The organism is Nonomuraea spiralis (assembly GCF_014648435.1).
In the GTDB taxonomy this organism is placed as follows: domain Bacteria; phylum Actinomycetota; class Actinomycetes; order Streptosporangiales; family Streptosporangiaceae; genus Nonomuraea; species Nonomuraea spiralis.
Map to the genome: position 1 here is coordinate 139253 of NZ_BMRC01000015.1, position 24828 is coordinate 164080.

Annotated in this window: 25 protein-coding genes; 15 read left to right on the forward strand and 10 right to left on the reverse strand. The window is 70.8% G+C overall.

The annotated features are described in order from the left end of the window. Positions 1-237 precede the first annotated feature (237 nt). Positions 238-1695 (forward strand): FAD-binding protein, encoded by a 1458-nt coding sequence (locus IEZ27_RS32690; RefSeq protein WP_189650771.1) that lies wholly within the window; start codon positions 238-240, stop codon positions 1693-1695. 201 nt (positions 1696-1896) lie between these two features. On the opposite strand, the gene IEZ27_RS32695 is transcribed toward IEZ27_RS32690, so the two are convergent. After that, on the reverse strand, positions 1897-2181 hold the full coding sequence (locus tag IEZ27_RS32695; protein ID WP_229824560.1) for a maleylpyruvate isomerase mycothiol-dependent enzyme family protein: 285 nt from the start codon (positions 2179-2181) through the stop codon (positions 1897-1899). 134 nt (positions 2182-2315) lie between these two features. On the opposite strand from IEZ27_RS32695, the gene IEZ27_RS32700 reads away from it, so the two are divergent. Together IEZ27_RS32700 and IEZ27_RS32705 are read left to right on the forward strand one after the other, a co-directional pair. Next, a complete protein-coding gene (locus tag IEZ27_RS32700; RefSeq protein WP_189650772.1) occupies positions 2316-2807 on the forward strand; it encodes a TetR/AcrR family transcriptional regulator in 492 nt (163 codons plus the stop codon). 118 nt (positions 2808-2925) lie between these two features. Next, positions 2926-3456: a GNAT family N-acetyltransferase gene (locus IEZ27_RS32705; protein ID WP_189650773.1), complete on the forward strand. Its 531-nt coding sequence runs from the start codon at positions 2926-2928 to the stop codon at positions 3454-3456. A gap of 80 nt (positions 3457-3536) precedes the next feature. Here the strand turns inward: IEZ27_RS32705 and IEZ27_RS32710 are convergent, their stop codons facing one another. The 4 genes from IEZ27_RS32710 to IEZ27_RS32725 form a co-directional block, all read right to left on the reverse strand. Further along, positions 3537-6398 carry a DUF7507 domain-containing protein gene (locus IEZ27_RS32710; protein WP_189650774.1) on the reverse strand — a complete coding sequence of 954 codons (2862 nt, stop codon included), beginning with the start codon at positions 6396-6398 and terminating at the stop codon, positions 3537-3539. 102 nt (positions 6399-6500) lie between these two features. Beyond that, complete coding sequence (locus IEZ27_RS32715; protein WP_189650775.1) at positions 6501-7172, reverse strand: hypothetical protein; 672 nt, start codon at positions 7170-7172, stop codon at positions 6501-6503. Positions 7173-7178: 6 nt separating this feature from the next. Next, positions 7179-8069 carry a WXG100-like domain-containing protein gene (locus IEZ27_RS32720; protein WP_189650776.1) on the reverse strand — a complete coding sequence of 297 codons (891 nt, stop codon included), beginning with the start codon at positions 8067-8069 and terminating at the stop codon, positions 7179-7181. Then, entirely contained in the window at positions 8060-8374 is a 315-nt protein-coding gene (locus tag IEZ27_RS32725; protein WP_185845151.1) for a hypothetical protein, read from the reverse strand. The genes IEZ27_RS32720 and IEZ27_RS32725 overlap by 10 nt, the downstream gene beginning before the upstream one ends. A gap of 84 nt (positions 8375-8458) precedes the next feature. Here IEZ27_RS32725 and IEZ27_RS32730 point away from each other — a divergent pair, with 84 nt between their 5' ends. Both IEZ27_RS32730 and IEZ27_RS32735 read left to right on the forward strand, forming a co-directional pair. Then, the gene (locus tag IEZ27_RS32730; RefSeq protein ID WP_189650777.1) at positions 8459-8848 is read left to right on the forward strand and encodes a YbaB/EbfC family nucleoid-associated protein; all 390 of its coding nucleotides are present in this window, start codon (positions 8459-8461) and stop codon (positions 8846-8848) included. 10 nt (positions 8849-8858) lie between these two features. Further along, positions 8859-9239, forward strand: coding sequence for a YbaB/EbfC family nucleoid-associated protein (locus tag IEZ27_RS32735; protein ID WP_189650778.1), 381 nt, complete (start codon positions 8859-8861; stop codon positions 9237-9239). 121 nt (positions 9240-9360) lie between these two features. On the opposite strand, the gene IEZ27_RS32740 is transcribed toward IEZ27_RS32735, so the two are convergent. Beyond that, on the reverse strand, positions 9361-10227 hold the full coding sequence (locus tag IEZ27_RS32740) for a methyltransferase domain-containing protein (protein WP_189650779.1): 867 nt from the start codon (positions 10225-10227) through the stop codon (positions 9361-9363). A 153-nt stretch (positions 10228-10380) separates the two neighbouring features. Here IEZ27_RS32740 and IEZ27_RS32745 point away from each other — a divergent pair, with 153 nt between their 5' ends. Both IEZ27_RS32745 and IEZ27_RS55090 read left to right on the forward strand, forming a co-directional pair. Continuing rightward, positions 10381-11286 (forward strand): hypothetical protein, encoded by a 906-nt coding sequence (locus IEZ27_RS32745; protein ID WP_189650780.1) that lies wholly within the window; start codon positions 10381-10383, stop codon positions 11284-11286. A gap of 47 nt (positions 11287-11333) precedes the next feature. After that, positions 11334-11468, forward strand: coding sequence for a hypothetical protein (locus IEZ27_RS55090; RefSeq protein WP_268246100.1), 135 nt, complete (start codon positions 11334-11336; stop codon positions 11466-11468). 125 nt (positions 11469-11593) lie between these two features. On the opposite strand, the gene IEZ27_RS32750 is transcribed toward IEZ27_RS55090, so the two are convergent. Both IEZ27_RS32750 and IEZ27_RS32755 read right to left on the reverse strand, forming a co-directional pair. Next, complete coding sequence (locus IEZ27_RS32750; RefSeq protein WP_189650781.1) at positions 11594-12613, reverse strand: zinc-binding dehydrogenase; 1020 nt, start codon at positions 12611-12613, stop codon at positions 11594-11596. A gap of 55 nt (positions 12614-12668) precedes the next feature. Then, a complete protein-coding gene (locus IEZ27_RS32755; protein ID WP_189650782.1) occupies positions 12669-13292 on the reverse strand; it encodes a polysaccharide deacetylase family protein in 624 nt (207 codons plus the stop codon). Positions 13293-13427: 135 nt separating this feature from the next. Here IEZ27_RS32755 and IEZ27_RS32760 point away from each other — a divergent pair, with 135 nt between their 5' ends. Genes IEZ27_RS32760 through IEZ27_RS32775 form a run of 4 tightly spaced genes read left to right on the forward strand, consistent with a single transcriptional unit; the run spans position 13428 to position 17515 of the window. Further along, positions 13428-14198 carry a GntR family transcriptional regulator gene (locus tag IEZ27_RS32760; RefSeq protein WP_189650783.1) on the forward strand — a complete coding sequence of 257 codons (771 nt, stop codon included), beginning with the start codon at positions 13428-13430 and terminating at the stop codon, positions 14196-14198. Beyond that, entirely contained in the window at positions 14195-15568 is a 1374-nt protein-coding gene (locus IEZ27_RS32765) for an ABC transporter substrate-binding protein (protein ID WP_189650784.1), read from the forward strand. The genes IEZ27_RS32760 and IEZ27_RS32765 overlap by 4 nt, the downstream gene beginning before the upstream one ends. Then, entirely contained in the window at positions 15553-16479 is a 927-nt protein-coding gene (locus IEZ27_RS32770; RefSeq protein ID WP_189650785.1) for a carbohydrate ABC transporter permease, read from the forward strand. The genes IEZ27_RS32765 and IEZ27_RS32770 overlap by 16 nt, the downstream gene beginning before the upstream one ends. Positions 16480-16483: 4 nt before the next feature. Beyond that, complete coding sequence (locus IEZ27_RS32775) at positions 16484-17515, forward strand: carbohydrate ABC transporter permease (protein ID WP_229824561.1); 1032 nt, start codon at positions 16484-16486, stop codon at positions 17513-17515. Between the two features lie 273 nt (positions 17516-17788). Here IEZ27_RS32775 and IEZ27_RS32780 read toward each other — a convergent pair whose 3' ends face one another. After that, positions 17789-19114 (reverse strand): alpha/beta hydrolase, encoded by a 1326-nt coding sequence (locus IEZ27_RS32780; RefSeq protein ID WP_189650786.1) that lies wholly within the window; start codon positions 19112-19114, stop codon positions 17789-17791. Positions 19115-19182: 68 nt separating this feature from the next. Here IEZ27_RS32780 and IEZ27_RS32785 point away from each other — a divergent pair, with 68 nt between their 5' ends. Next, the gene (locus IEZ27_RS32785) at positions 19183-19749 is read left to right on the forward strand and encodes a helix-turn-helix domain-containing protein (RefSeq protein ID WP_229824562.1); all 567 of its coding nucleotides are present in this window, start codon (positions 19183-19185) and stop codon (positions 19747-19749) included. A gap of 37 nt (positions 19750-19786) precedes the next feature. On the opposite strand, the gene IEZ27_RS32790 is transcribed toward IEZ27_RS32785, so the two are convergent. Further along, positions 19787-20989 (reverse strand): M20 metallopeptidase family protein, encoded by a 1203-nt coding sequence (locus tag IEZ27_RS32790; RefSeq protein WP_229824563.1) that lies wholly within the window; start codon positions 20987-20989, stop codon positions 19787-19789. Between the two features lie 111 nt (positions 20990-21100). Here IEZ27_RS32790 and IEZ27_RS32795 point away from each other — a divergent pair, with 111 nt between their 5' ends. From IEZ27_RS32795 to IEZ27_RS32805, 3 genes are all read left to right on the forward strand, one after another. Further along, positions 21101-22144 carry an Lrp/AsnC family transcriptional regulator gene (locus IEZ27_RS32795; RefSeq protein WP_229824564.1) on the forward strand — a complete coding sequence of 348 codons (1044 nt, stop codon included), beginning with the start codon at positions 21101-21103 and terminating at the stop codon, positions 22142-22144. A 74-nt stretch (positions 22145-22218) separates the two neighbouring features. Next, a complete protein-coding gene (locus tag IEZ27_RS32800) occupies positions 22219-23475 on the forward strand; it encodes an alpha/beta hydrolase (RefSeq protein WP_189650789.1) in 1257 nt (418 codons plus the stop codon). Then, positions 23468-24616, forward strand: a complete 1149-nt coding sequence (locus tag IEZ27_RS32805; RefSeq protein WP_189650790.1) for a dienelactone hydrolase family protein — start codon at positions 23468-23470, stop codon at positions 24614-24616. Before IEZ27_RS32800 ends, IEZ27_RS32805 begins: the two co-directional genes overlap by 8 nt. Positions 24617-24828 lie beyond the last annotated feature (212 nt).

Genomic DNA, 24828 nt, shown 5'->3' on the forward strand with positions numbered 1-24828 from the left:
CGAACGTGTCCCGCATGGGGGACCGCACCCGCTCAGGCTGTTTTCTTACTCGTCGCCGATGGCAGGCCGGCCAGACACGCGAGAATCATCGGCCCATCCCGCCCCGCCGCTCGCCTGTGGAGGCCCGAAGCGCCGCGGTAACCCTTTTGTGGCTGTCACCCGGTTTCGTTCGGGTGGCGTGGCCGGGTGCCGTCGGCGATTATCAACGCGACGTGACGGGCTGCGAAAGGATCGGGTATGACGTGGCATTCGTGGAGACGGGCGTTACGCACGGCGGAGGCGGCCGTGGTCGGCTTCGACCCGTCCACGCGTACGTGGGTCACCGACGCCGACCGGTCTCAGGGGATGGACGACCTGCCGCCGCTGAAGGGCAAGGTGGTGACCGATCCCGCCTCGCGCGGTCAGGCGGCCGACGACTTCGGGCACCTGGTCCATCGGTTCCCCGGGGCCGTGCTGGAGCCCGGCGCCGTGTCGGACATCATGCTGATGATGAAGTACTGCCGGACGCACGGCCTGCAAGTGGCCGCGCGCGGCCAGGGACACGCCACCTTCGGTCAGGGCCAGGTCGAGGGCGGTCTGATCATCGACATGACCCCCCTCAACGCGATCGAGGTACGGGAGGACACGGCCGTCGTCGAGGCGGGCGCGCTCTGGAGCAGCTTGGCGCAGGCGACCCTGGCCCGCGGCCTGACCCCGCCGGTCTTCACCGACTACCTGGAGCTCTCGGTCGGTGGCACGCTCTCGGTGGGCGGTGTCGGCGGCCAGACCCACCACCACGGATCCCAGGCGGACAGCGTCGTGGAGCTGGAAATCGTCACGGGGGAGGCCGGCCTGAGGAGGTGTTCCGCGCAGCTGCGCCCCGACCTCTTCCACGCGGCGCTGGCCGGCAGAGGACAGTGCGGCATCATCACCAAGGCCACCGTACGCCTGCTGCCCGCCCCCGCGACGGTCCGCCACTACCTGCTCTCCTACCCGAGCGTCGCCGCGCTGACCGCCGACCAGCAGCGCGTGGTCAACGACGGCCGCTTCGCCTACGTGGAGGGAGAGCTCGGGCTGCCGACCGGCTCCGCCGGCTGGAGTTACCAGCTTGAAGCGGTCGCCTTCTTCGACGGCACGACCCCGCCGGACGACGCCAGGCTGCTCGACGGGCTGAGCGACCAGCCCGTCGACCGGGAGATCCAGGACATGTCCTATTTCGACTTCCTCAACCGGCTCGCCGAGGGCGTCGCCTACCTGAAGTCCACAGGCGAGTGGTACCGCCCGCACCCCTGGTGGAACATGTTCCTGCCCGCGAGCCGTACCGACGCCTTCGTGGAGGCCGCCATCAAGGAACTGACCGAGACCGAGGTCGGTGCCAGCGGCGTGGTCCTGCTCTATCCCTTCCCCCGCGCCCGCGTGAACCTGCCCTTGCTGCGACTGCCCGACGAGGAGACGGTCTTCCTCTTCACACTGCTCAGAACCGCCTCGCTGGGAGCCGGGAGCCCGCAGGACATGGTGGAGGCCAACCGTTCCCTCTACCTGAGCGCCCAAGCCGTCGGGGGATACCAGTACCCGGTCGGCTCCATACCCACCACGCCTGAGGAGTGGCGCACCCACTACGGCCCCGAATGGGCGGCCTTCGAGGCGGCCCGTGAACGCTACGACCCCGACGGAATCCTCACTCCGGGCCAGGGCGTCTTCCCTCCGGGCCCGTAAGCCCGCAGCCGGATTCGGGCCTGATCGGAGCCTGACGCCAATTCCCGGGGCCTCGGTCTTGCGCACCTGGGCCGAGCGGCCGGCGGTGACGGTCCCGGAGGCCGTCACCACGCCGCACGGTCGCGGCAGACACGAACGGCGCCGCCTGTGGACGCTGCCTCAGCCTGGCAGCCCGCAACACCGTCACGAGCGGCCCCGGCCTCATTTCCCGGCGACGTATCGATCCTGTGCCGTGCCGTGGAGGTGTCCCGGTGGGAGCTTGCGGCCGTAGGTGACCAGCAGGAGGTCCTGGGCGGCGCCGGTCAGGGGTGTGCCGGTGCCGAAGGACCAGTCGAGGTCGTCGGCGCGCAGTTCGACGCCGTCGAGATCGGCTCCGAAGAATTTGGCGGTCCGGGAAGTGACGTGTTCCAAGAGGAGGCGTACGCGGTCTTCCGGAACACGGCGGTCGATGCCGAGGGCGACGGTGATGTCCAGGCCGTGGATCACATCGTGGCCCAGGGCGGCCGCGATGCCGCCGACCGGTGGTTTCCAGGGATGGTCCGCGTTGTCGCGGATCGCGCTGACCAGCTCGGCCGTGGACAGGGCGGCCGCGTCCTGGCGGGCCCGCCGAGCAGGCCGGGATGACCACCGGCGCCGTCTACTCGCTGTTCGGCAGCAAGAACGGCCTGCTCGTCGCCCTGGTCACCGACTACCTCGGTCCGCACTACGACGGCATCGAGCAAGCTGTCCCGGCCGGCGTGGGCCTCGTCGAGGCGGTGGAGGTCTTCGCCCGCCACTACCGTCACCTGTGCGACGACCCTGACGCGCTGCGCCACCTGTCGTTCGAGATCAGCCTCCAGGACCTGGCCCTGCGCGACCCCGAACTGGCTCCCAGGCTCGCCGCCTCCGTCCAGGCACACGAGGAACGCCTGACCGCGCTGCTGTCCGGCAGGCTCCTCGACGGGAACGCCCTCACACCACGCCAGGCGCAACGCCTGGCCACGGCGCTGCGCGCGCTCCTGGTCGGCCTCAGCCAAGGCGTCATCCTCGGCCTCGCCGACGCCGCCCCCGGCGACTACTTCGCCGCCACCGCCCGCGCCCTGATCACCCCGGACGTACTCGGACCGCCCTGACCTCCCCGCCCGACCACAGGAAACGGTCCGACGTACCACCGATCCGGACGGCAGGCGAGGTCATACTCCTGTTTAAACGGTTTGCCCCTGACCTGGCCGTTCCGCTACCACTTGCCCCATGATGACCGGAGATCTTGTCCGCCTGCGCGCCCTCGAACCCGCTGACAGCGAACCCATGTGGCGCTGGTACCACGACCCGGAGGTGGGCCGCTGGATGAACAGCGCTCCGCCCATCTCCCTGGCCGAGAACATGGCCAAGGGCCTGAACCGCCCCCGCAACACCTTCGAGCAGATGCTTCTGGGCATCGAACCCCTCGACGACCCCCGATTGATCGGCTACGTCTCCCTGGGCGACACCGACGTCGTGGCCCGCGACATCACCTTGCAGAGCTTCGCCATCGGCGACCGCGACGCCTGGGGCAAGGGTTATGCGACCGACGCCCTCCGGGTGGCGTGCCGGTTCGTGTTCGAGGAGGTCGGCATGCACCGCGTCACCCTTTGGGTGGCCGCCGAGAACGCCGCAGCCATCCGAGCCTACGAGCGCGTGGGCTTCGTCCAGGAGGGCCGCAAGCGGGAGTCCTTCCTGACCGGGGGCAAGTTGTACGACTACCTGATGATGGGCTTGCTGGCGAGCGAGTTCACCGGCTGAGGGCGACGCAGCGGGCGGTGGCGCGCGTTCGGCGGGGAACGGCAGCCGCGACACCGTCGCGGCTGCCGTTGTCCGTCAGGTCAGTAGCGCGGGCTGAGGTTGAGGTTGATCGAGGTCAGCAGGGTCTCGGCCGTGGCGTACGCGGGCAGGTCGGCGGGCGTGCCCGGCAGGGCCAGCGTCGCCTGGGCGTGCCGGGCGGCCGCGGCCACCGTCGCGGTGCCCAGCTTGGTCGCGATCAGGGACTCGATGCGGGTGGAGGCGTTGACCCGCCGTTCCCCCAGGTTGAGGTAGACGGTCAGGAGCTCGGCCCTCAGCGGGGTCAGCGGGTTCAGCAACACCCGGCGTACCTCGGCGGGCGTCAGCACGCCGTCGGCGGCCGAGCCGTCGGCGCCGTCGAACCGGGTGTCGGTGGCCTGGACGCGGGCCAGCAGTTCGGCCGGCAGGCTGCCGGTGCGCAGCAGCCACAGTGCGGAGATCTGCGGGTTGCGGCCGGGCGGCTGCTCGGTGACGGTGCTGGTGGCCGTGGCGTTCGCGGCCGGGTAGGCGCAACCGCCCGCCCCGCCGTACGCGGCCGAGGCCCCGACCGTGACGGCGCTCCCGCCCGCCGTCAGCAGGCTCGTACGGACGGCGAACCGCGCGGTGCCCGACGCGCCCGCCGCCACCGTGCCCACCTCCTGGCGCAGGGTACGCGGTGAGACGCCGTCGGGCGCGTCCAAGGTGAGGACCACGCCGGTCGCCGGGGCGGAGCCGGTGTTGCGGTAGGTGACGGTGTACGTGAGCGTCTCACCCGCGCCGGCCGACGGCGTGCCCTCCACGGCGAGCGACAGGCGGGGGGTGTGGGCGGTGGTGTCCGCGGTGGCGCTGTTGTCGGCCAGCATCCAGTCGGGTTCAGGTTGTCCGGCGGCGTCCTTGCCGGTGACCTTCACCCGATTGGTCAGCACCTGGCCGTCGGTGACCGCGCACGGCACGATGTAGGTCACCTTCTGCTCGGCGTGCCCGTCGGCGGGCAGGTCGGGCAGGGTACGGGTGACGTCCTGGCCGGTGGGCGGGGTGTCGGTGACGGAGACGGCGGTGGCGGTGGCGGGTCCGGCGTTGCCCGCGGTGATCGTGTAGGTGAGCTCGTCGCCGGGCAGGGCGTCGCTCTTGTCGACGGTCTTGGTCACGTTGAGGTCGGCCGCGGTGAGCCGCCGCAGATCCACGGCGTCGATCTCGTCGGGGGGCGTGCCGTGGACGCCGTCGGAGAACAGCGGGCTGCTGCTGAAGTCGTACACGAGACGGTCCCAGTCGGGACGGCTGACCAGTTGCTGTCCCGGCGTGGGCTGGTCGCACCCGGTGAACATGGTGAGGTGGTTGAGATCGACGGCGACCGAGCGCTCCAGCCGGGGGCCGCCGCTCGGCAGGAAGTCGACCTTCCAGTTGAGCTGCCCGTTGGCCGGGTCGTGGAACCAGAGGTTCGCCCCGTTGCCGCCCCAGATGATGAGCCGCGAGCCCGCGCCCGCCACGCCCGGCAGGGCCGTCTCGTCCAGCGCCGCCTCGTTCAGCGTCTGGACGTTGTCGAGGCGCTGGTAGTCCAGTGGCCGGTTGGGGTCGAGCTGCTGTTTGGCCGGCAGGGACGCCGCCGTGGCGAACTGCAGCGGGTAGTTCATCACGCTCAGATAGTTGGGCTTGCAGTTGATCAGGTCCACGCGGCCGTTGTCGGTGCGGCCGCCGTGCCCGAGGCCGAAGGTGTGGCCGAGTTCGTGCAGCAGGGTGGCCTCCTCTGCGGCGGCGCGGCCGCCGAAGTCGGCCAGGTTCATCTGCGCGGCGAGCCTGCCGAGCGTGACGGTGAAGTCGTTGCCGCCGCGGTCGTCCAGCTCGGCCCGGCCGGAGGAGGTGTTGGGCACCGGGGTGTTGTTCGGCCCCGGCACGGTGGGCGGGTAGAGGCCGTTGGCGAAGATGCCGTAGCGGAAGCGCAGCCGCTTGAACAGCAGGATCTGCTCGCACAGCGGGCTGGAGCGGTCGGCGGACGTGCCGAAGTGGCCGTCCTCGCCGCCGTGCGCGCAGGTCAGGTCGGGGCTGCCCCACTTCAGGTCGTCGAAGTCGGTCACGTTGGGGTCGCGGTCGTTCTCCAGGCGCAGCGCCTCGCTGTAGGGGACCTCCTCGTCGGGGATCAGGTGCAGTGCCAGGCCCTGCTGGTGGGTCGTGGGGTTGGTGACGGGGGCACGGGCGAAGACCTGCTCGACGGCCGGCAGCACGCCGTTCTGCGGTGCGAACCCCGTCATCCAGTCGATCTCCACGAACAGGTCGCGCCGCCGCGGGTCGGCCCATTGCTCCAGGTGCAGGTCGATGGTGCCGTCGTTGTCGAAGTCGAGGCCCCGGTACTCGGCGTAGTCGGTGAAGCTGTCGCCGTCGCCGTCCTCGAAGCTGTAGGGGCGGATGTCGTAGCAGACCTGGACGGGGTGGCCGTCGCCGCCGCCCCTGGTGCAGCCGGTCGGGTCGGTGAGGTCGCCGGACAGCTTGCCGTTCACCAGGTTCAGTTTGATGCGGGCGGAGGTGTCGCCGCTTCTGGCCGAGATGTCGGCCACGTCGTCGCCGTTGGGGTCCACGCCCGGGTCCTCGTCCTTGATCTGTACGACGAGCTCGGCCTCCGGCAGGGACGTGGGGACGTCGGCGGTCAACGTCCAGCCCTGCGGGGCGAACACCTGGGCCTTGTCGGGCACGACGGGTGTCGTCATCGACTGCGAGCCGATGGACAGGACCCCGTAGAAGTCCGGCGGGCCCATACCGGCCGATTCGATGCCGGTGCCGTCGCAGGCGGACGCGCACTCGACCGACATGATGCGGATCGTCACGGGTTGCGTGGCCGCCGCCGCTTCGGCGTGCTCGACCGGCAGGGCCGCCAGGCCCGCCACCACCAGCCAGGCGGCGGCCAGCGGCCCGCCCCGTCGCGCCCAGGTTCCCATCTTTTGCTCCCTGCGTCGGCTGCTACCGGCCTTCAGGGTCAGGGAACGGGCGAATCTGCGCATGAGTAGGCCCATGCTCATATGTCAGGTCATGTCTAGGCGCTACTCCTGGAGCCTCATGAGCTGCCACTGCGCGAACGAGCTGACCTCCTCGTCAGCCACCCTGGCGGCGAGACGCAGCAGCGCCGCGTCGTCCTCGGCCATGCGCGTCGCGATCGCCGCGGCGAACAGGCGGGCCACCGGGTCGTCGCCCTCCAGCGCGGCGACGACCTCGCCCGGGTCGGGATCCTCGGTGTCGGAGGCGACGAGCCCGGCCGTGAGCCGTCCGATCTCGGGGTCGGCCAGCCGTGACAGCCCCGCCAGGAGCTGTTCGGTCGAGGCCATCGCCAGGAAGTGCAGGACCTTCCACCGGATGGCGGTGTCGGAGGCCCGGCTCAGGGTGAGGATCTGGGCGATGAGGTCGGCGTGCCGCTCGTCCGCGGCCAGCAACACGAACTCGACGGCATGGAACCGCACCTGATGCCGCTCGTGGGCCAGCAGGCCGGGAACCTCGTCCAGCAGCGGCGCGGCCTGCTCACCCAGCTCCGACAGCAGCCAGGCCCCGGTCTGCACGGCGTCGTCGTCGCCGCTGCGCAGCAGGATGCGCAGGTTCTCGACGGGATAGCCGCCGAACAGCTCGTCGAGCAGGTCGTTGGCGGCCTGGCCGAGAGCCTCGTCGTCGATGGGGCGGGCGAGGACGCGCGCCATCAGGTCGTCGCCCGTCTGTGTCTGCATCTCGCGTTACTTCCCCTCGTTGGCCTTGCGCTCAAGGTCGTTCAGGAGCTTCTGCTCGTTCTCCAGCCGGGCGGCGTGTCCGGGGTCCCGGCCGAGACGGGCCTCGTTCATCTTCCGCGTCAGGATGCTGTCCTTGACCTCGGCCGCCGCCTGTCTGGCCTGCTCCGGTGTCATCTTGCTGACGTCGTTGCTGTTGGGCAACCTGCCGTGCATGCGCCCCGCGGCGGAGTCGTAGCTCGCCGAGGCGTTCGGGTCGTAGCCGCCGCCCTTCCCGCCCTTGTTGCCGCCGCCTCCACCTCCGCGTCTGCGCCGGATCTGGAGCATGCCGTCGCGGGCGTGCGGCCGCTTCTCCATCTCCTTCATGATGCGGCGCATGGTCTCGGTCACCCGGCCGCTCAGCACCGGGGCCAGCCCCCTGGCGGTGCCCTCGGCGCCTTCGAGCGCCACCTTGCCCACGGCGTGGCGGGTCATCTGCATGCGCGCGAGGGCGAGCAGGCCGCCGCCCGCCGCGCCGCCGAACAGCAGCGCCTGGGTGGCGGCGGTCAGTCCGTACGCGGCCTGCGTGCCCACGGCCACCTTGACCGCGCTGACCACGTTCGCGGTGCCGTCGAGGACGGTCGGCGCGACCTTCGCCGCGGAGGCGGCCTGGGAGATGTGGCCGCCTCCGTCGCCGACCTGGTTCCAATGACTGGCCAGTTGCGTGGCCGAGTCGCCCTGGTAGACCTGCTGCGCGTCGCGTATCCGCTCGTCGGCCGACGCCCCCTGGGTCGACGACGCGGCGAGGACGACGCGCCAGTCGTCCGCCTCAAGGCGCCACTCGTCCTCGTTGTCGTTCGGCCAGGGGAAGCCGATGAGGTTGAGGAAGCCCGCCACGTGCGGGTCGAGCGTCACCGCCATGCGGGGCTCTCGAAGCTCTCGATGGTGGCGCTCTCCGCCGCCTGGGTGTTCCTCGCCACCGTACGCAGTCCTTCGCCGGTCTCGGCGATCTGCCCGCCGATCCCCGTCAGCGCGCCGAGCGAGGTCTGCAGACATTCGTTGTAGGAGGCGATGATGGTGGCGAACAGTCCCTCGCCGCCGAAGGTGCGGGCGCCGCTCCCTCGTTGCTGCAGCCGCATGACCGCGGCGTCGTAGTTCGCCCCATGTCCGGTGACGTACGTGCCGTCCCGTCCCAGCGCCCCCGTGGCGATCTCAAATCCCGTCATGTCCAGAAAGCATATCCAGTCAAATCCGGCACAGACGTTTACCTCTACACTGAACGTTCACTCGATTGACTGCCGGAGGTCGACATGCGTTCACCAGCGCCGCAGGACGACGCCGAGTACCTGCACCAGTACGTCGCCCAGAGCCGCCGCGCCATCCAGGCGCTGCACGACGCCCGGTCGTCCATCGATCAGGTGGAGGGCCGCGCGCAGAGCGACGACGGGCTGGTCGAGGCGTCCGCCGACGGCCACGGCGTCCCCACCCGCCTGCGCATCGACCCGCGGGCGCTGCGGCTCGACGAGGCCGCGCTCGGCAGGAAGACCGCCGAGGTGCTGCGGGCCGCGCAGGACGACGCCGGGCGGCAGGCGCGGGAGATCGCCGACGGGGTGCGGGACGCCACCGCCGCCGTTCCGGCGCCTCTGGACGAGACCTTCGTACGTGCGCGGGTCGAGCAGGCAATCAACGACCTTTACTAGGAGGCCGAGCGTGTTCGGGCCGGAGATCGACCCCGCCAACATCAGCGAACGCGAGCTGGACGAGGCCGCCCGCCGAGGCGAGCGCATGCTGGCCTGGCTGGAGTCGGCGCAGGAGGAGTTGCGGGCCGTCATCGGCGCCGGCGAGGGGCCGTCGGGCCACGTACGGGTGACCGTCGACGCGGACGGACGCGTCCTCGACGTGCGCTACGACCAGCGCGCCCTGCGTCTGGGCGGCCAGGACCTGGCCGAGGAGACGCTCGCCGCGGTACGGGCGGCGGCCGCCGACGGCCGGCGCCGCACCCACGACCTCATGCGCGAGGCCGTCCCCGGCTACGACCCGGACCGGACGCAGGCCGAGCTGGAACGGCTGCTCGGCAGCGAGCAGGCGTGAACAGGCGGTCCAGAGCGCGGTGAGCACGGACGGCACCCGGCTGCCGCGGAACAGGTGAAGCCGGTGTGGCCGGAGGGCGCCTTCCTCGCGGTGGGTGCCGTGACGCCGGCCTGCGCCGGGTTCACCGGCCTGCGGCTGAGCGCGGTCCGGAGGCCGCGGGCTGTCCCGGGCGGCGTCCCCATGCCGAGATCAGCGGCGCGAGGGTGAGGTCGAGCTCGCCGGCATCGACGGCGGCCAGGTGCGCGTCGATCTCGGCGTCGTCGGCCAACCCGGCGGCGAGCAACTCGGCGCGGACCATGCGCACCGTCGCGGTCTCCAGCCGGTCGCAGGCCACCCCGCCGACCGGGAAGCAGCCGGCCGCCGTGACATCGACCAGGCCGGCCGTACGCAACGCCTGCGGCAGCGTACGGCCGTAGCGCAGGTCGGCGCCACGGCGGGTCAGCAACTCCCGAACGGCGCGCCGCAGCCGGTTGGCGCGCTGCTGCGCCGGGCCGACCTCGTCGAGGCAGGCCAGCGGCTGCAACTCGGTATCGGCGTCCTCCACCAGAAGCCAGCCACCGGGGCGCAGCGCCGCCACCATCGTCGCCAACGCCCGGGCACGGTCGGGTACGTGGACGAGCACGAGCCGGGCGTGTACCAGGTCGAACGTGCCTGGCTGCGGCGGCGGGTCCCCGACGACGTCGTGCCGGAGCACCTCGTACCGGCCGTGCGGGTCCAGCCAGGCCGGATTGATGTCCGTGGCCAGCACGTAACCGGTTGGTCCGACGGCCGTGGCGAGTGCCTCGGGAATGCTGGGGCCTCCGGCACCGACTTCCCAGCAGCGCCAGCCCGCCTTCACTCCGAGCCGGTCGAAGTGCCCCCGTGTGACACCGTCGAACAGCTCGGCCAGCCAGGTGAACCGCTCGCCCGCCTCCACCCGGGCGTTGTCGAGCAGATAGCGGTGGTCCGGCTCGGACCCGGGGGCGGCGAGGGGCTGCGATGAACTCATGCCTGCATTCTCACGATCTTCCGCGTGGTTCGCGCGACAGAGTCCGCGAGCGGCGCGCTCACGCCTCCTCGACAGCGGAGCCGCCTGCTCTTGCCAGGGCGCGGACGCAGGCCGATCCTGGAGCGGGGCCGCGCGACCGGCGGGGGACGAACCATGTCTCGACACACAACATCCGTAGCCGTCACCTGTGTGCTGATCGGCGGCCTGATCTCGGGCTGCGACCAGAGCGACTGCGCCCCGAAGGCGATCGCCGGCGTCTACGAAGCCTATTCGCCCATCGTCCTCGCCGTCCTGCCTGAGGTGGTGCCGAAGGCGATCCCGGGGATCGCGGTCAGTCTCGGCCTGTTCGCGGCGGACGCCCTTGCGCGATACCTCATCGAGCACGCGGTCCCGAAGGACAAGACGTGGCTGCTGATCGAGCAGACGCTCCACGGGCAGCGGCGGACGAGCGTGTTCGAGCTCGGCACCGATCACGAGCTCAAGGTCAGCGTGAACGGCGCGCAGCTCAAGCACGTGGACCTCTACGTCAAGGAACGGCAGATCAAGGTGATCATCCCGCGCGGCACCGCGGCGGAGGTCACCGTCACCGACGCCGGGAACGGCGACGAGGTCGCGGTGCGCGGCACCGTCCCCGGCGACCTGGACGGCTCCCTCGACCTCGACACCGGCCACACCTCGCCGGACGACTCGCCCGAAGCCCGAGCGGCGGACATCCGGGTCGAGACGTTCGGCTTCGACGTAGGTCCGAAGCTGGTCAACGGGGCGACGGCCGCCCGGTTCGCCGGGAACGGCCGGCCGACGCTGCACGCCTGCATGTCCATGCCCTCCACGGCCTGGACGAACGAGTTCCAGGACTGGCAGTCGGGAACCCAGGACCGATCCTGGTGCGTCAGGACCAACGCCGGGCACTACGGCCTCGCCGTCCCGAAGCAGACCGACGTCTTCTGGATCGGCTCCGCCGCGGACGCCGGTGCCGTCTCCTACCTGCTCTGGGCCCAGCCCGGCCTGCCCGCGGCCCCTGCCACCGCCGTCCCCGGAGCACGGACCGACGGGTGCTGACCCGGGCATGAGCGCACGCCGCCGTGCGGCCGTCGATGAAGGCCGCCTTGGGCACCGAGAAGGGTGGCCGCGTCCACGCCGTCCAGATGCCCTTCGACGGCAGCGGCCTCACCGCGGCGGTCGAGGAGAAGGACAAGTCCCTCGTACGGCAGGCGCTGCCGGACGTGGGGGTCCCGGTCTAGGTGGTCGCGCAGGAGCCGCTGCAGCTCACGTCCCGCTGCGACGACAACGTCCCCTGGTACGGCGGCGTGGCGATCGCCAACGACACCTTCGGCGGCGTCGCCGGCGACAACCACGATCTTGACGGTCACTGTTCTCCCTTCGTGTCGGTCCAGTCGAAGCAGAGCGCTCCGGCCGGTGCGCCACCGTCTCTCAGGCGTGCGTAGACGGCTGCCGCGTCCATGGGGGGCACCCGTTCGGAGATCATTCCGGCGGTTCGGAACGTGCCGGAGGCGAGGCGGCGGAAGTACAACCCGGTCACCGCGTCGCGGTTGAGCGGGCCGGCTGACGGGTCGTCGGATACGAGGTCGGCGTGCGCCCCGAGGATGGTCAGCGAGTTGCTGACCACGCCGGGGCCGAGCATCTGCCGGGACGGCGTGGGCGTGTCGCCGAGAAGGACGACACGGCCCAGCGTGCGGGCCAGCCGTACCGCCTGGGAGAGCACGGCGGGGTTGCCGGTGACGTCGAAGACCACCTCGGCGAGCCGGCCGCCGGTCAGGTCGGCGACGGCGGCGCGGGCGTCGGCGGCGGTGGCCGCGAGCAGGTCGCTCGCGCCGCTCGCTCGCGCCAGGTCGAGCCGCCTGTCGTCGGTGTCGACGGCGACGACGCGCGAGGCTCCCTGCGCGACCGCGTACTGGACGACCAGCTGACCCACCGGGCCGAGTCCCAGGACCACGACGGTCTCGCCCAGGGTGATCGCGGCTCTGGCGGTGCCCGCCGCCGCGGTGACGACGAGGGGGACCCACACCGCCTCCTCGTCCGTCACGCTGCCGGGCAGCAGCCGGACCTCGCGCTCGGTTAGTGTGACCAGTTCCTGGTGGGGCGCGTAGCTCTGCACGCGGTCGCCGGGCCGCAACGTCGTGACGCCTTCGCCGACCGCCTCCACGATCCCGGCCATGCTGTACCCGGGCCGGAACGGGTAACGCACCCACTCCTCCCAGTTGGTGTCCGGGTCGAACTCGCCACGCAGGCAGGCCAGCTCGGTGCCGGGGCTGATCAGTGACAGCGTGGTGCGGCACAACACTTCGCCGGAGCCCGGAGGGGTGACGTCCTCGCGCGCCACTCGCACCTCGCCCGGTTTCGTGAACTCCACGAACAACGACCTCATCGGTCCCTCCCAAGGTGTACGGTCTGCCCGCGGCCCGCGCTCGCGCGTGGGCAGTTCATGCAAGTTCGTCCATGCGAACGAAGCGGGCACCGGCCGCGCGCAGCCCGTCGATGACCAGCGGCAGAGCACGGCCGGTGGCCTTGGTCCATGGATGGAGCAGCACCACGGCGCCGTCGCCGTGCGCGGTGGCCTGCTCGATGATCAGGCGGGCGACGCTCGGTCCGGTGGCCTTGCCGCGCCAGTCGAACGGGTCCACGTGCCAGCTCGTCTCCTGGTAGCCGAGCCGGTCCAGTGCGGACCGGATGGCCGGATCCTCGCTGCCGTCGCCGAACGGGCAGCGGAACCAGGGACGCGGGTCGTGGCCGGTGGCGCGGCGGATGGCGCGTTCGGCGAGCTGTACGTCCTGCTTGAAGGCCTTGGGCGACAGCCAGCTCATCGGCGCGTGGTGATGGGAGTGGTTGCCGATCAGGTGACCGCGGGCGGCCAGGTCCTCGGCCAGCGAGGGGTTCGCCTGGGCCCAGCGCCCTTGGACGAACATGGTCCCCACGGCCTCGCGCTCGGTGAGCGTTTCGAGCACGTGCCGGGTGCCGTCCGGGTGGGCGGGCCGGTCGCCGTGCTCGACGTCGAAGGTCAGCGCCACTCGCCAGGGCGCCGGTCGGGTTCGGGGTGACTTCGTCACGCCTTGTACCTGCCTCTGCTACGGGGGGGGGCCGCCTTGACGGAGCTTGACAGAGGTAGCGGCTGTGATCAGTGTTGCTGACAACATTGTCATCAAACAACTGCTTGGCAGATTCCGGAAGAAAGCGAACACCCGATGGTGCGCTATCGGCTTGAGGCCGGTCCGATTCCCCTCCACCACCAGGTCTACCTGGACCTGAGCGCCGCGCTGGACGAGGGGGAATGGCTGGCGGGAGACCGCTTGCCGCCGGAAAGAGAGCTGGCCCGCCGCTACGGATGCAGCCTCATCCCCGTACGGCGGGCCCTGGCCGAACTGGCCCGCGAAGGCCGCCTGGAACGCACCCGCGGACGCGGCACGTTCGTCCTGCATTCCCGGCTGGAGGTCGACATGGGCACCAGCCAGAGCTTCGCCGACCTCATGCACATGCACGGCATGGACCCGGACACCAGGCTGGTCGGGTCCGGGATCGAGAGGCCGGGGGAGATGGTCGCCGCCGCACTGGCCCTGGCCGACGGCGCGCGGGTCGTCTACCTTGAGCGCCTGCGCATCGCCAACGGCGAGCCGCTGATCCTGGAGCAGGTCTACCTGCCGGCCGACCGCTTCGCCGGGCTGCTCGACCATGACCTCGAACGCAACTCCCTCTACAGCCTGCTGGCCGAGCACTACGGGGCCAGGATCGTACGCGCCCGCGAGGTCATCGAGCCGGTACGGCTGCGCGCCCACGAGGCCCGCCTGCTCGACCAGCCGGTGGAACGCCCCGCCATGCTCGTCGAGGGGATCGCCTTCGGCCCCGGCGACGAGCCCATCGAATTCACCCGCAGTTACGTGAGAGGCGACCGCGCCCGCCTCTCCTTCGAACTCTCCATCGCTCGCCCCCCAGACCCCAGCATCGGGAGAGACATGTGAATCGGTTGTCGCGCGCCCTGGTCGCGATCGTCTTAGCCGTGGCACTGGCCGCCTGCGGATCCGCCTCCCCGCCGAGCGGTGACGCCGCGGCGGTGGAGCTGCGCTGGTACTGCTGTCTCGGGACCGGCGAGCAGGCCGAACAGGTCAAGGCGCAGCAGAAGGTGATCGAAAAGTTCCACGCCGCCCAGCGCAGGATCAGGGTGAAGCTCGAGGTCGTCCCGTACAACTCCGCCCGCGACACGCTCGCCACCCAGATCGCCTCCGGCAACGGGCCCGACCTCGCCGGTCCCGTCGGTGTCGGCGGCGCCGCCGCCTTCCACGGCCAGTGGCTCGATCTGGCTCCCCTCATCAAGTCCAGCGGCTTCGACCTCAGCCCGTACGCCAAGGGCAGCGCCGACCTCTACCGGATCGGCTCCGTGCAGGAGGGAATCCCGTTCGCGATCTACCCGTCGACCCTGTACTACAAGGCCGACATGTTCGAGGAGGCCGGTCTGGCCGAGCCGCCGCACAAGTACGGCGAGAAGTACACCTGGCCCGACGGCCGCCAGAGCGAGTGGAACTACGACACGCTCAGGGACCTGGCCCTCAGGCTCACCGTCGACAAGAACGGGAAAGACGCCACCCAGGCGGGATTCAACCCCGGCGAGATCGTGCAGTACGGCTTCGAGCCGGCCCGCGACGACCTGCGCTACCAGGGCGCCGCCTTCGCCGCCGGATCACTGGACACGGGCGACGGCAAGACCGTGAAGATCCCCGACGCCTGGGCCGACGCCTGGCGCTTCTTCTACGACGGCATGTGGAAGGACCGGTTCATCATGACCGGCCCCGTCTTCGACTCCGAGCAGTTCAACGGGGACGGCGCCGCCTTCTTCTCCGGGCACGTCGCGATGAGCGTCAACTTCCTGTGGTCCACCTACGGCGTGGCCGGCGCCGGCGACGACTGGGACCTGGCCGCGATGCCCTCGTACGACGGCAGGACCACCTCACCCACCAGCGCGGACACCTTCCGGATCCTGGCCGGCAGCAAGCACCCCGCCGAGGCCTTCGAGTTCCTGACGTACCTGGTCGGCCCGGCCGCCCAGGAACTGCTCTCCGCGTACGGCGCGATGCCCGCCCGCACCGCCTACCAGGACGCCTTCTTCGCCAAGCTGGCCGGGCAGTTCACCAACAAGGTCGACTGGCAGGTCGTCAAGGACAGCGTGGCGTTCGCCGACAACCCGCACTCGGAGTCGTACACGCCCAAGTACAACCAGACGCTCACCATTCTCGGCACCTACCGGAGCCGCTGGATGACCAAGGGCGGGCTCGACATGAACGCCCAGCTCAAGGAGATGCGCGAGGAGATCCAGGCGGCGTGGAACCGCTCATGAGAGGCGAGCCGATGTCCCGGGTGGCCCGCCGGGAGGCCCGGTACGGATTCCTGTTCGTCCTTCCGTGGATCATCGGGTTCCTCGCGTTCACGGCGCTTCCGATGGCGGCCACGTTCGTCTTCACCTTCCTCAACATCTCGCTGGCCGAGCAGGAGCCGCTCATGTTCGTCGGCCTGGCGAACTACCAGCGGCTCTTCGCCGACCAGCAGGCGTGGGCCTCGTTGTGGGTGACCGCCCGCTTCGCCCTGCTCTGGCTGCCGCTGGTCATCGCCTTGCCGTTCCTGCTCGCGGTCGCGGTCAACAGCAAGTACGTGCGCGGCGCCGGGCTGTTGCGGGTGCTGCTGTTCATGCCGTACGTGGTGCCGTTCGTGGCCGGCGCGCTGATCTGGCAGAACATGCTGGTCGACGACGGATGGATCAACACCGCGCTGCGCCTGCTCGGCGTGGGCGACCCGCCGAGCTGGCTGAGCGACCCCGCCTGGGTGATCCCGGGGCTCGTCATGATCGGCCTGTGGGGGTTGGGCTCGGGCATCATCATCAACCTGGCGGGGCTGCGCGGCATCCCCACCGAGTTGTACGACGCCGCCCGGCTCGACGGCGCCGGATGGTGGCGCCAGTTGTGGCACGTGACGATCCCGATGATGTCACCGGTGATCTTCTACACGATGATCCTCGCGGTCGTCGAGGTCATGCAGTACTTCCTCGTCCCGCTGGTGCTCTTCGACGGCAGCGGCGACCCCGGCGGCGCGACCCGCTTCTTCAACCTCTACCTGTACCAGACCTTCTTCACCTATCAGGAGATGTCCTACGGCTCGACGCTGGCGTGGCTGCTGTTCGTCATCACCCTCGTCGTGACCCTGGTGCTGTTCCGGCTGTCCAGGCGCTGGGTCCACTACACGAGTGAAAGGTGACCCGGTGACCCCGTACGCGGCCCGCCGCATCCGGGCAGCGCTGATGACGATCGTGATGTTCGGCATCGTCGCGGCGTTCCTGTCGCCTCTCGTCCAGATGACGCTGTCGTCGCTGAAGAGCGAACGTCAGGTCAGCCAGGCGCACGCGCCGCTGCTGCCGTCCGACCCGCGCACCTTCACCCACGAGGGCCGGCGGTACGACGTGTACCAGGTGCCGCTCGACGGCGCGGTCCGCGAACTCGCCCTGGTGAAGAAGGGGCGCGCCGAGAGCGAGTTCGTCGACCCGGCGGCGCCCGAGCAGGGAACCGTCACCTGGCGCGGCTCCTGGCGCACCCTCGAACCCAGCTGGACCCTGGCGCCGCAATGGTCGAACTACGCCGCGGTCTGGAAACTCATCGACTTCCCCCGGCTGCTGTTCAACACCATCGCACTGGCGGTGATCAGCACGATCGGGACCGTTCTGTCGTGCACGCTGGTCGCCTACGGCTTCGCCCGCTTCCGCTTCCCCGGCCGCGGACCGCTGTTCACCCTGCTCATCGCCACGATCTTCCTGCCCGCCGCGGTGACGATGATCCCGACATACGCGATCTTCGCGCAGATCGGGTGGGTCGGCACCTGGCTGCCGCTGCTCGTGCCGACCTTCTTCGCCAACGCCTACAGCGTCTTTCTGCTACGGCAGTACTTCCTGACCATCCCGCGCGAGATGGACGAAGCGGCCGCGATCGACGGTGCCGGACCGCTGCGCACGTTGCGTTCGGTGATCGTGCCGCAGGCGTGGCCGGCGATCACCGCCGTCACCCTGTTCAACTTCGTCTACACCTGGAACGACTACTTCACCCCGCTCATCTACCTGTCCGGCCGGCCCGAACTCCAGCCGCTGCAGGTGGGCCTGGCCGCCTTCAACGGCCTGTACTCGACGAAACCCGCCTACATCCAGGCCGGCGCCATGATGACGATCGCCGTACCGGTGATCCTCTTCATCTGCTTCCAGCGCACGTTCGTGCGCGGCATCATGAGCACCGGGGTGGAGAAATGACCCCGGCGCCATCGTCAGCGTCTGTTTGTCAGTAGTGGACGGTGGCGCCCAACGCGAGGTGGGCCTTCGCGGAAGCTGAGTGCAGACCCGCGTAGGCGTGGCAGATGTCGGCCGGTGAGGCGAAGCACTCGATCTGATCGACATACCTGGGTCGGGACAAGGTCTCGCGTACCTCGGGCAGCAGTAGCTGTTCCAGCTCCAGCAGCGCGCCGATGCGCGGGGGAGGAGGCGGTTTCGTCGATCACTGCCGTGCCTTTCCTGCGAGGGGGGTGGTCAGCGTTTGAAGGGCGACAGGAGCCGGGCGATCGCCGGTTGCCGCGATGCCAGCCAGTCGGCGATGTCGGTGACCACGGCCGCGTCCACGTGCTGGGGCCTGTCGTAGTCCGCGGGGGTGGACGGGCCTGAGCCGGGGAAGAACAGGTGGTCGTCGGCGTCGTAGACGCGGATGGTGACGTCCGTACGGTGGTCGAGTCCTGCCTGCCAGCCCGCGAGGTCGTCGGCGACGGTCACCTGGTAGTCGCGGCCGCCCTGCAGGATGAGCATCGGCTTGTCCAGCGCGGCCGCGGTCGCGACCGGGTCGTAGCCACGCAGGTCGAGCCAGTACGCCCCGGAGAACCCGAACGGCAGCTCCGCGGCGGGTGTCTCGGCCGACAGCTGAGGGCTGTCGACACGTGCGGCCTGCCGCGTGATCGCCTCGACCGCGGCCTGCGCGCCGGGGTCGAGCGAGGCGAGATGGCGGACGACGCGGACGGCGGCCTGATGCATGGGCTGGGTGTCACCGGCCAGGAGCACCAGTCCGGCCACCGACGGCTCGGCGGCGGCGACCCGCGGGGCGACCTTGCCGCCCATGCTGTGACCCGCGACGAACACCCGCGCGGCGTCGACGGCAGGGTGGCCCTGGAGCAGGCGGATGGCCGCGACGGCGTGCGGGACGTACTCGTCGCTCATCGTGAAGCCCCGGTCCGCCGCCACCTCGGCGGCGTGGGTGTGGGTGACCTTGTCGAAGCGCAGCACCGCCACGCCGCGGCCGGCCAGCCCCCAGGCCAGGTCCTTGAGGGGTTTGTTGGGGCCGCTGGTGGCGTCCCGGTCGAACGGTCCGCCGCCGCTGAGCAGCACCACCGCGGGCCACGGGCCGCGCCCGCGCGGCAGGCTCAACGTGCCGGGTACGGCCAGCGCGCCGGCGCCCACGGTGACCTCGTGCTCGTCGAATCTCTTGCGGCGGGCGTACGGGGGTGGTGTCCACGGCTCGGCGAGCGGAGGTGCGAGCCGCAGGTCCTGCAGCAGACCGGTCTCGTCGACCGCCATGACCACCGTCAGCCCGCCACGTTCGTACGTCACCGGGACGCTCACCTTGACCAGCTCGGCCTTCCCCGTTGCGGTCACCCAGCCGTCAGGGGCCGGCTCGCTGACCGGCGTCCCGATCGCGGAGATCGTCCCGATCCTGGAGAGCTGGCTCTCCCAGGCGACCTGAAGCGTCTCGGCGGAGACCGCCGCTCGCAGCCGCGGAGCGAACAACGTCTCAATGTCCGCGAAGCGTCCGCTCCGCGCCATCTCGACGATCGCCGTGGCGATCGCCGCCGGATCCGTTTCCGTGGTCATCCCAACCCCATCCTTTCTACTGTTTTGCGAACGGTAGCACAGCATGAGACTGTTGGATCGTGGACACTTTGGAGCTGCTGGCGCATCCGGTACGACTGCGGATCGTGCACGCCATGCGCGGAGAGCGGGAACTCACCACCGGCCAGCTGTGCGCGCGTATCCCCGACACTTCGAAGGCCATGGTCTATCGGCACGTCGACCTGCTCGCCGCCGGCGGAATCCTGGAAGTGGCTGGCGAGAGGCGGGTGCGCGGCGCGGTGGAGCGCCGCTACCGGCTACGCCACGACCGAGCCGTCCTCGACGCCGATGTGCTCACGGCCATGACGCCCGACGACCACCGGCGTGCCTTCGCCACCTCGATGGCCGTCCTGGTCGCCGAATTCAACGCCTACCTCGACCACGAGGAGGCCGACCCGGTGGCGGACCTCGTCGGCTACCGGCAGCACGCCATCTGGCTCACCCGCGGCGAGCTGGAAAAGATGATCATCGAGTTCCGTCGCGTGATTCTGCCCCTGTTGGCCAACCAGCCGACGCCGGACCGCACACAACACCTGCTCAGCCCGATCTTCTTCCCGGTCGAGCAGCCACCCGCCGACTCCGAATCGGACCCGGAGCGCCCTGACCCGCGTACATGAACGATCATGGGAGCGTTCGGGCTGACCCCGGCGTTCGCTACATGCGCGTCGCCGCCTTCATCGCGTACGCGTCCAGTCGCCGTACCGCGAGTTCGGCCAGCAGTCGCGCGCCGTCGTCCAGCACCACGTCGTCGAACTCCGCGCGTGGCGAGTGGTTCTCCTCCGCCTCGTCGCGGCCCAGACGTGCCGGGCGCGCGCCCAGGAACACGAAGGCCCCGGGCACCCGCGCCAGCACGCGGGAGAAGTCCTCGGAGGCGGGATGCGGGTGGGGCATCGCGGCCAGCCGTTGCGCGCCCCATAGCTGTTCGACCGTGTCGCTCGCGAAGGCGGTCTCCGCGGGGTCGGTGACGGTGACCGGCAGCTCGGCGTCGTAGTCGATCTCCGCTGTGGTCCCGTGCGCCGCCGCTATGCCCGTGACCAGCTCGCACAGCAGACGGCGGGCGGACGCGCGATTACGTTCGGAATAGGTGCGGATCGTGGCCTCGAAGCAGGCCGAGGCGGGGATGGCGGTGCCGTGGGATCCGGCCGACACGTGGCCGACGGTCACGACCACCGGGTCGAAGGCGTCGAATCTGCGTGTCACCAGGGCGTGGACGGCCGTGATCATCTCGGCGAGCGGCGGCACGGGGTCGAGCGCACGATGCGGTACGGCGCCGTGGCCGCCCTTGCCGTGCACGGTGACGCGCATCCGTGCCGTGCCCGACAACACGGTTCCGGCACGGGTGGCGAACACGCCGGCCCGCCGTACGGACTGCACATGCAGCGCGTACGCCGCGAGCGGCGGAGCGCCGGCCGCCTCGAGCACCCCCTCGGAGATCATCGCGGCGGCTCCGTCGTGCCCCTCCTCACCCGGCTGGAACATCAGGATCACATCGCCCGGCAGGTCGTCACGGACGGCGCACAGCAGGTGCGCCGCGCCCACGAGCATCGCGGTGTGCAGGTCGTGGCCGCAGGCGTGCATCACGCCCTGGTTGCGGGAGGCGTAGGGAAGGGCTGTGCTCTCCTGGATCGGCAGTGCGTCCATGTCGGCGCGCAGGAGGACGACCGGCCGCCCAACGGCGGGACGGCCGCCGCGCAGCACCGCGGTCACCGAGGTCGAGGCGGCTCCCAGGGTGATCTCCAGTGGGAGCCCGGCCAGTCCCTCCAGCACCCGCCGCTGGGTACGGGGCAACGCCAGACCCAGCTCAGGATCGGCGTGCAGCGCTCGGCGCAGGGACACCAACAGGCCGGTGGGTATCACGGATCTTCCTCCTGCTTGGATGGCTTCGTTGCTGGAGTGCAGCAGGTCCCCCCATCGGGTCGCCGCTGTCGTCAGCGAATCGGCAAACCAGGGGCTGGAGGCGACGGATCCGTGCGGCAGGAGCTCAGCGAGCAGGATCTCCGGTTGATCCACGCGGTCCAGCTCGCGCCGCGAGCCCCCTGGACCACGATCGGCCCGGCCTGCGCCCAGCACCCGATCACCGCGGCCCGCCGCTGGCAGCGGCTCGTGGACCGCGGCCTGGTGTCGGTGCTGGTGACGCCCGGTCCCGCGCTCCTGCGCCGGCTCGTGACCGCCTACCTCGACGTGGAATGCGGGCCGGCCGACCGAGAGTCCGTGATCGCCGCCCTGCTCGTCAACCCGCGGGTGGCTTCGATCACGATCGTCGGCTCCGGCCGCAGCCTGTTCCTGACCCTGATGGCCGACTCCCTCCAAGCCCTGGCCGACCTGGTGCTCGCCCAGGTCGAGACACTGCCGGGCGTGCTGCGTACCGAGCTCTACCCGATCACCCAGGTGTACGGCGAGGGCAGCTCGTGGCGCCTGGACGCGCTGGAGCGGTCCGAGGTCAGGAGCCTCGACCGCCACCCTGAACGTACGGCCCGGCCGCTGGCCCTGTCCGGGCGGCACCGGGCGCTGTTCCGAGCGCTCAGCCTGGACGCCCGCGCCCCGGTGGCGGCGCTCTCCGAGCAGGTCGGCGAGAGCCCCTCGACGACCAGTCGGCGGGTGGCGGCGATGCTCGCCGCCGGGCTGGTGTCGATGAGGTGCGACGTCACGCAGGAGGCGGCGGGCTGGCCGATCCTCGTCAACTACTTCCTGCGCGTGCCGGCCGCCGATCTGGACGCCGTCGGGCGGGCGCTGGCCGCGTTGCCGGAGAACCGGGGCAGCTTCGCCGTCGCGGCGCGGCCGAACCTCTTCGTCAGCCAGTGGCTGCGCCACATGTCCGACATCTCGTACGGCGAGGCACGCATGGCGGGGGCGATCCCGTCACTGGAGGTGCTGGACCGGATGGTCGCCCTGCGCGTCGTCAAACGTATGGGCCGGGTCCTGGACGCGGACGGACGCACTGTCGCGGTGGTCCCGCTCGACCCCTGGCACGGATCCGTCGCCACACCGCCCGCCACGACCGATCGCTCATAGATTCGGTCGGCCGTCACCGTGCCGTGCTTGGGTTCCGTGCAGCCAGACAGATGAAAAAGGGGAGGCCGACGACATTGGGTGACGACGTGCTCAGCCCGCGGATCAAGGCTCTGTTCGAGTCGGACGATCCGGCCGCGAGCGAGGCGAGGTTGTGGGCCGAGCTCCGGAAAGACGGTACGCCGCTGATCGAGAGATGTCCCGACGACCCGCAGGCTTGCCTGGTGACCTTCCTGTGGAAGGCGGACCGGCCGGTCGAGCAGGTCAGGGTCGTCGAGACGGTCAGTGGGCTCCCGCCGCAACGGCGCTCTCTGGCGCCGGCGCCGGGGACCGCCACCCGATTCCTCACCTGGAGGATCAGGACGGACGTACGCACCACCTACAGTTTCGAGATCGTCGACGCGTCCGGGGTAGAGCACGTCCCCGACCCGTACGCCCGGGTCCGCGAAGCGCATGACTTCGCCGCCCTGGCCACCCCTGGTGTGCCTCCGCTGCGGTCGGTGCTGGTGTGCCCGGACGCCGCGCCGCTGTCGTGGGCCGACCGGCGCCCTGATGTCCCGAGGGGGACGGTGGTGGAAGGGACGTACGACGACGGCAGGCAGGTGTGGACGTACCTCCCGCCGGGCCACGACGAGCCGAGCGCTCCACTGGGCGTCCTGGTCGTGCTCGACGGTCATGCCGGACACAGCGCGAGCACCGTACTCGACAACCTGCACGCCGAGGGAAAGATCCTGCCCACAGCGGCGCTGTTCGTCCAGCAGGACGACCGTAACAAGGAACTCGCCTGCGACGCGGAATGGTCCCGCCACCTGGCCGAGGACCTGCTGCCGTGGGCGCGGCGCCGCCACCCCCTCACCTCTGACCCGGCGGCGACCGTCATCACCGGCTGCAGCCTGGGCGGGCTGTGCGCGGCTTACACCGGATTGACGCACCCTGACGTGTTCGGCGGTGTGCTCATGTTGTCGGGATCGGTCTGGTGGGACCCGGACACCCTGCGTGCCTACGCCCGCCTCGCCGACCCCACCGCCGCCGCCGCCGATCCGGCCGCCACGGTCGTCGGCGGCAGGTCCAGGACGCCCGTGCTCATCGACGAGTTCATGCGGGCCGACCCCGTGCCGACCCGGATCTACCAGGAGGTCGGGACGTTCGAGACCGGGCCGCCGCCCGCCACCCCCGGACAGGTGCACGCCAGCAGGCACCTGCGCGACGTACTCACACTCAAGGGCTACGACTACCGATACCGCGAGTTCGCCGGCGGCCACGACGAGACCTGGTGGCGCAGCCGGCTCGGCGACGGGCTGATCTGGTTGAGGGGGAGCGGCGCCGATGCCTGAGGTGAACCTTCCCCGCCCCACCGGCCCTTATCCGGCCGGCGTCCGGGACGTCGAGGCGGGTCCGCTGCTGATGCGGGTCTGGTACCCGGCGGCGGCGACGGGCCGGCCCCGGCCGTACGCGGCCGGAAGCGAGCGGGACCTGCTGCTGGAGTGGACCGCCCGCCGCAACCCGACCTGGCCGCCCGCCACCACCACCGCCGCGCTCGCCGCGGCGCTCACCCACGACCACCGCGACGCCCCCGCCAGGCCGGGGCCTCATCCGACGATCGTGTTCTCCCACGGCGCCGACCTGTACCCCGCACAGAACACCGCGCTGCTGACCGAACTCGCCTCCCACGGTCACGTCGCCGTCAGCGTGCTCCAGCACGGCGGCGGTTTCGCCGCGCGGCCCGACGGATCGCGGCTCGGATCGGAGGAGCCGCTCTTCGCCTCGGCCGTCGACCTGTTCAAACGGCTGGAGCGCTACACGCCGCTCGGAGACGACCTCGACGCCCGCCACGCCTGGTTCGCCGACCTCTGGGAGAACGGCAAGGTGGTCCCACTCGTCCGGCAGTGGCGCGACCGCATGATCGCCGTCACCGACGCGCTGTCGGCCGCGACACCGGACGGCCCCTTCGGCGACCTCGCCGGCGCCTGCGACCTGACGCGACTGACCTACATGGGAATGTCCCTCGGCGGGTGCGCCGCCGTCAGCGCCGCGCACGCCGACCCGCGCGGGCGCGCCGCCGTCAACCTCGACGGCATGCACCTCGCGCCCGACCTCTTCGGCCACCCCGCCCGCGTGCCGATCCTCGGTCTGTACGCGGACTTCAAGGGCCGTGCGCACCACAGCGACCTGTTCTACGAGGAGTTCGGCCACATGGGGTTGCGCGGGGACGTCGTCCGGGTCAAGGTCACCGACGCCATGCACCGGGATTTCACGGACCTGGCGCTGCTGCCTGACAAGCAGCGCCTCGGCCATGGCGGCCACCTCGGCCTCGTGGACGGGGAGCGCGTCACCCGGCTCGTGGGGGCGCTGACGCTGGCGTTCCTCGACCGGTTCGTCGAGGGCAGGGCCCCCGCGGCGCTGCCGCTCGGAGACGGAGCCGAACTCATCGACGTCTCACACGTACGCGCATGGAACAGGCACGAGACGACCTGACGCCCACTCCCGGCCGCGTTTCCGCAGCTCGCGTACGTCGCTTCGGAACCCGCCCGGCCTCGGACCGGGCAGCTCAGCGGCGCTCAGCCGTATGGTGCCAGGCCAGCGTACGCGGCACACCGCATTCAGGTTGAGGACCGCTACTACGCGAAGACTCTTCAGGATCACGCAAGCGACGTCACCGCGATCACGCGTATGAACGCCGACGCTCT

Excerpts from the sequence above, each read along its gene's own strand:
- IEZ27_RS32690 (WP_189650771.1), top strand. The coding sequence starts at position 238 with ATGACGTGGCATTCGTGGAGACGGGCGTTACGCACGGCGGAGGCGGCC.
- IEZ27_RS32700 (WP_189650772.1), top strand. The coding sequence starts at position 2,316 with ATGACCACCGGCGCCGTCTACTCGCTGTTCGGCAGCAAGAACGGCCTG.
- IEZ27_RS32705 (WP_189650773.1), top strand. The coding sequence starts at position 2,926 with ATGATGACCGGAGATCTTGTCCGCCTGCGCGCCCTCGAACCCGCTGAC.
- IEZ27_RS32710 (WP_189650774.1), bottom strand. The coding sequence starts at position 6,398 with ATGGGAACCTGGGCGCGACGGGGCGGGCCGCTGGCCGCCGCCTGGCTG.
- IEZ27_RS32715 (WP_189650775.1), bottom strand. The coding sequence starts at position 7,172 with ATGCAGACACAGACGGGCGACGACCTGATGGCGCGCGTCCTCGCCCGC.
- IEZ27_RS32720 (WP_189650776.1), bottom strand. The coding sequence starts at position 8,069 with ATGGCGGTGACGCTCGACCCGCACGTGGCGGGCTTCCTCAACCTCATC.
- IEZ27_RS32725 (WP_185845151.1), bottom strand. The coding sequence starts at position 8,374 with ATGACGGGATTTGAGATCGCCACGGGGGCGCTGGGACGGGACGGCACG.
- IEZ27_RS32730 (WP_189650777.1), top strand. The coding sequence starts at position 8,459 with ATGCGTTCACCAGCGCCGCAGGACGACGCCGAGTACCTGCACCAGTAC.
- IEZ27_RS32740 (WP_189650779.1), bottom strand. The coding sequence starts at position 10,227 with ATGAGTTCATCGCAGCCCCTCGCCGCCCCCGGGTCCGAGCCGGACCAC.
- IEZ27_RS32745 (WP_189650780.1), top strand. The coding sequence starts at position 10,381 with ATGTCTCGACACACAACATCCGTAGCCGTCACCTGTGTGCTGATCGGC.
- IEZ27_RS32750 (WP_189650781.1), bottom strand. The coding sequence starts at position 12,613 with ATGAGGTCGTTGTTCGTGGAGTTCACGAAACCGGGCGAGGTGCGAGTG.
- IEZ27_RS32760 (WP_189650783.1), top strand. The coding sequence starts at position 13,428 with ATGGTGCGCTATCGGCTTGAGGCCGGTCCGATTCCCCTCCACCACCAG.
- IEZ27_RS32780 (WP_189650786.1), bottom strand. The coding sequence starts at position 19,114 with ATGACCACGGAAACGGATCCGGCGGCGATCGCCACGGCGATCGTCGAG.
- IEZ27_RS32805 (WP_189650790.1), top strand. The coding sequence starts at position 23,468 with ATGCCTGAGGTGAACCTTCCCCGCCCCACCGGCCCTTATCCGGCCGGC.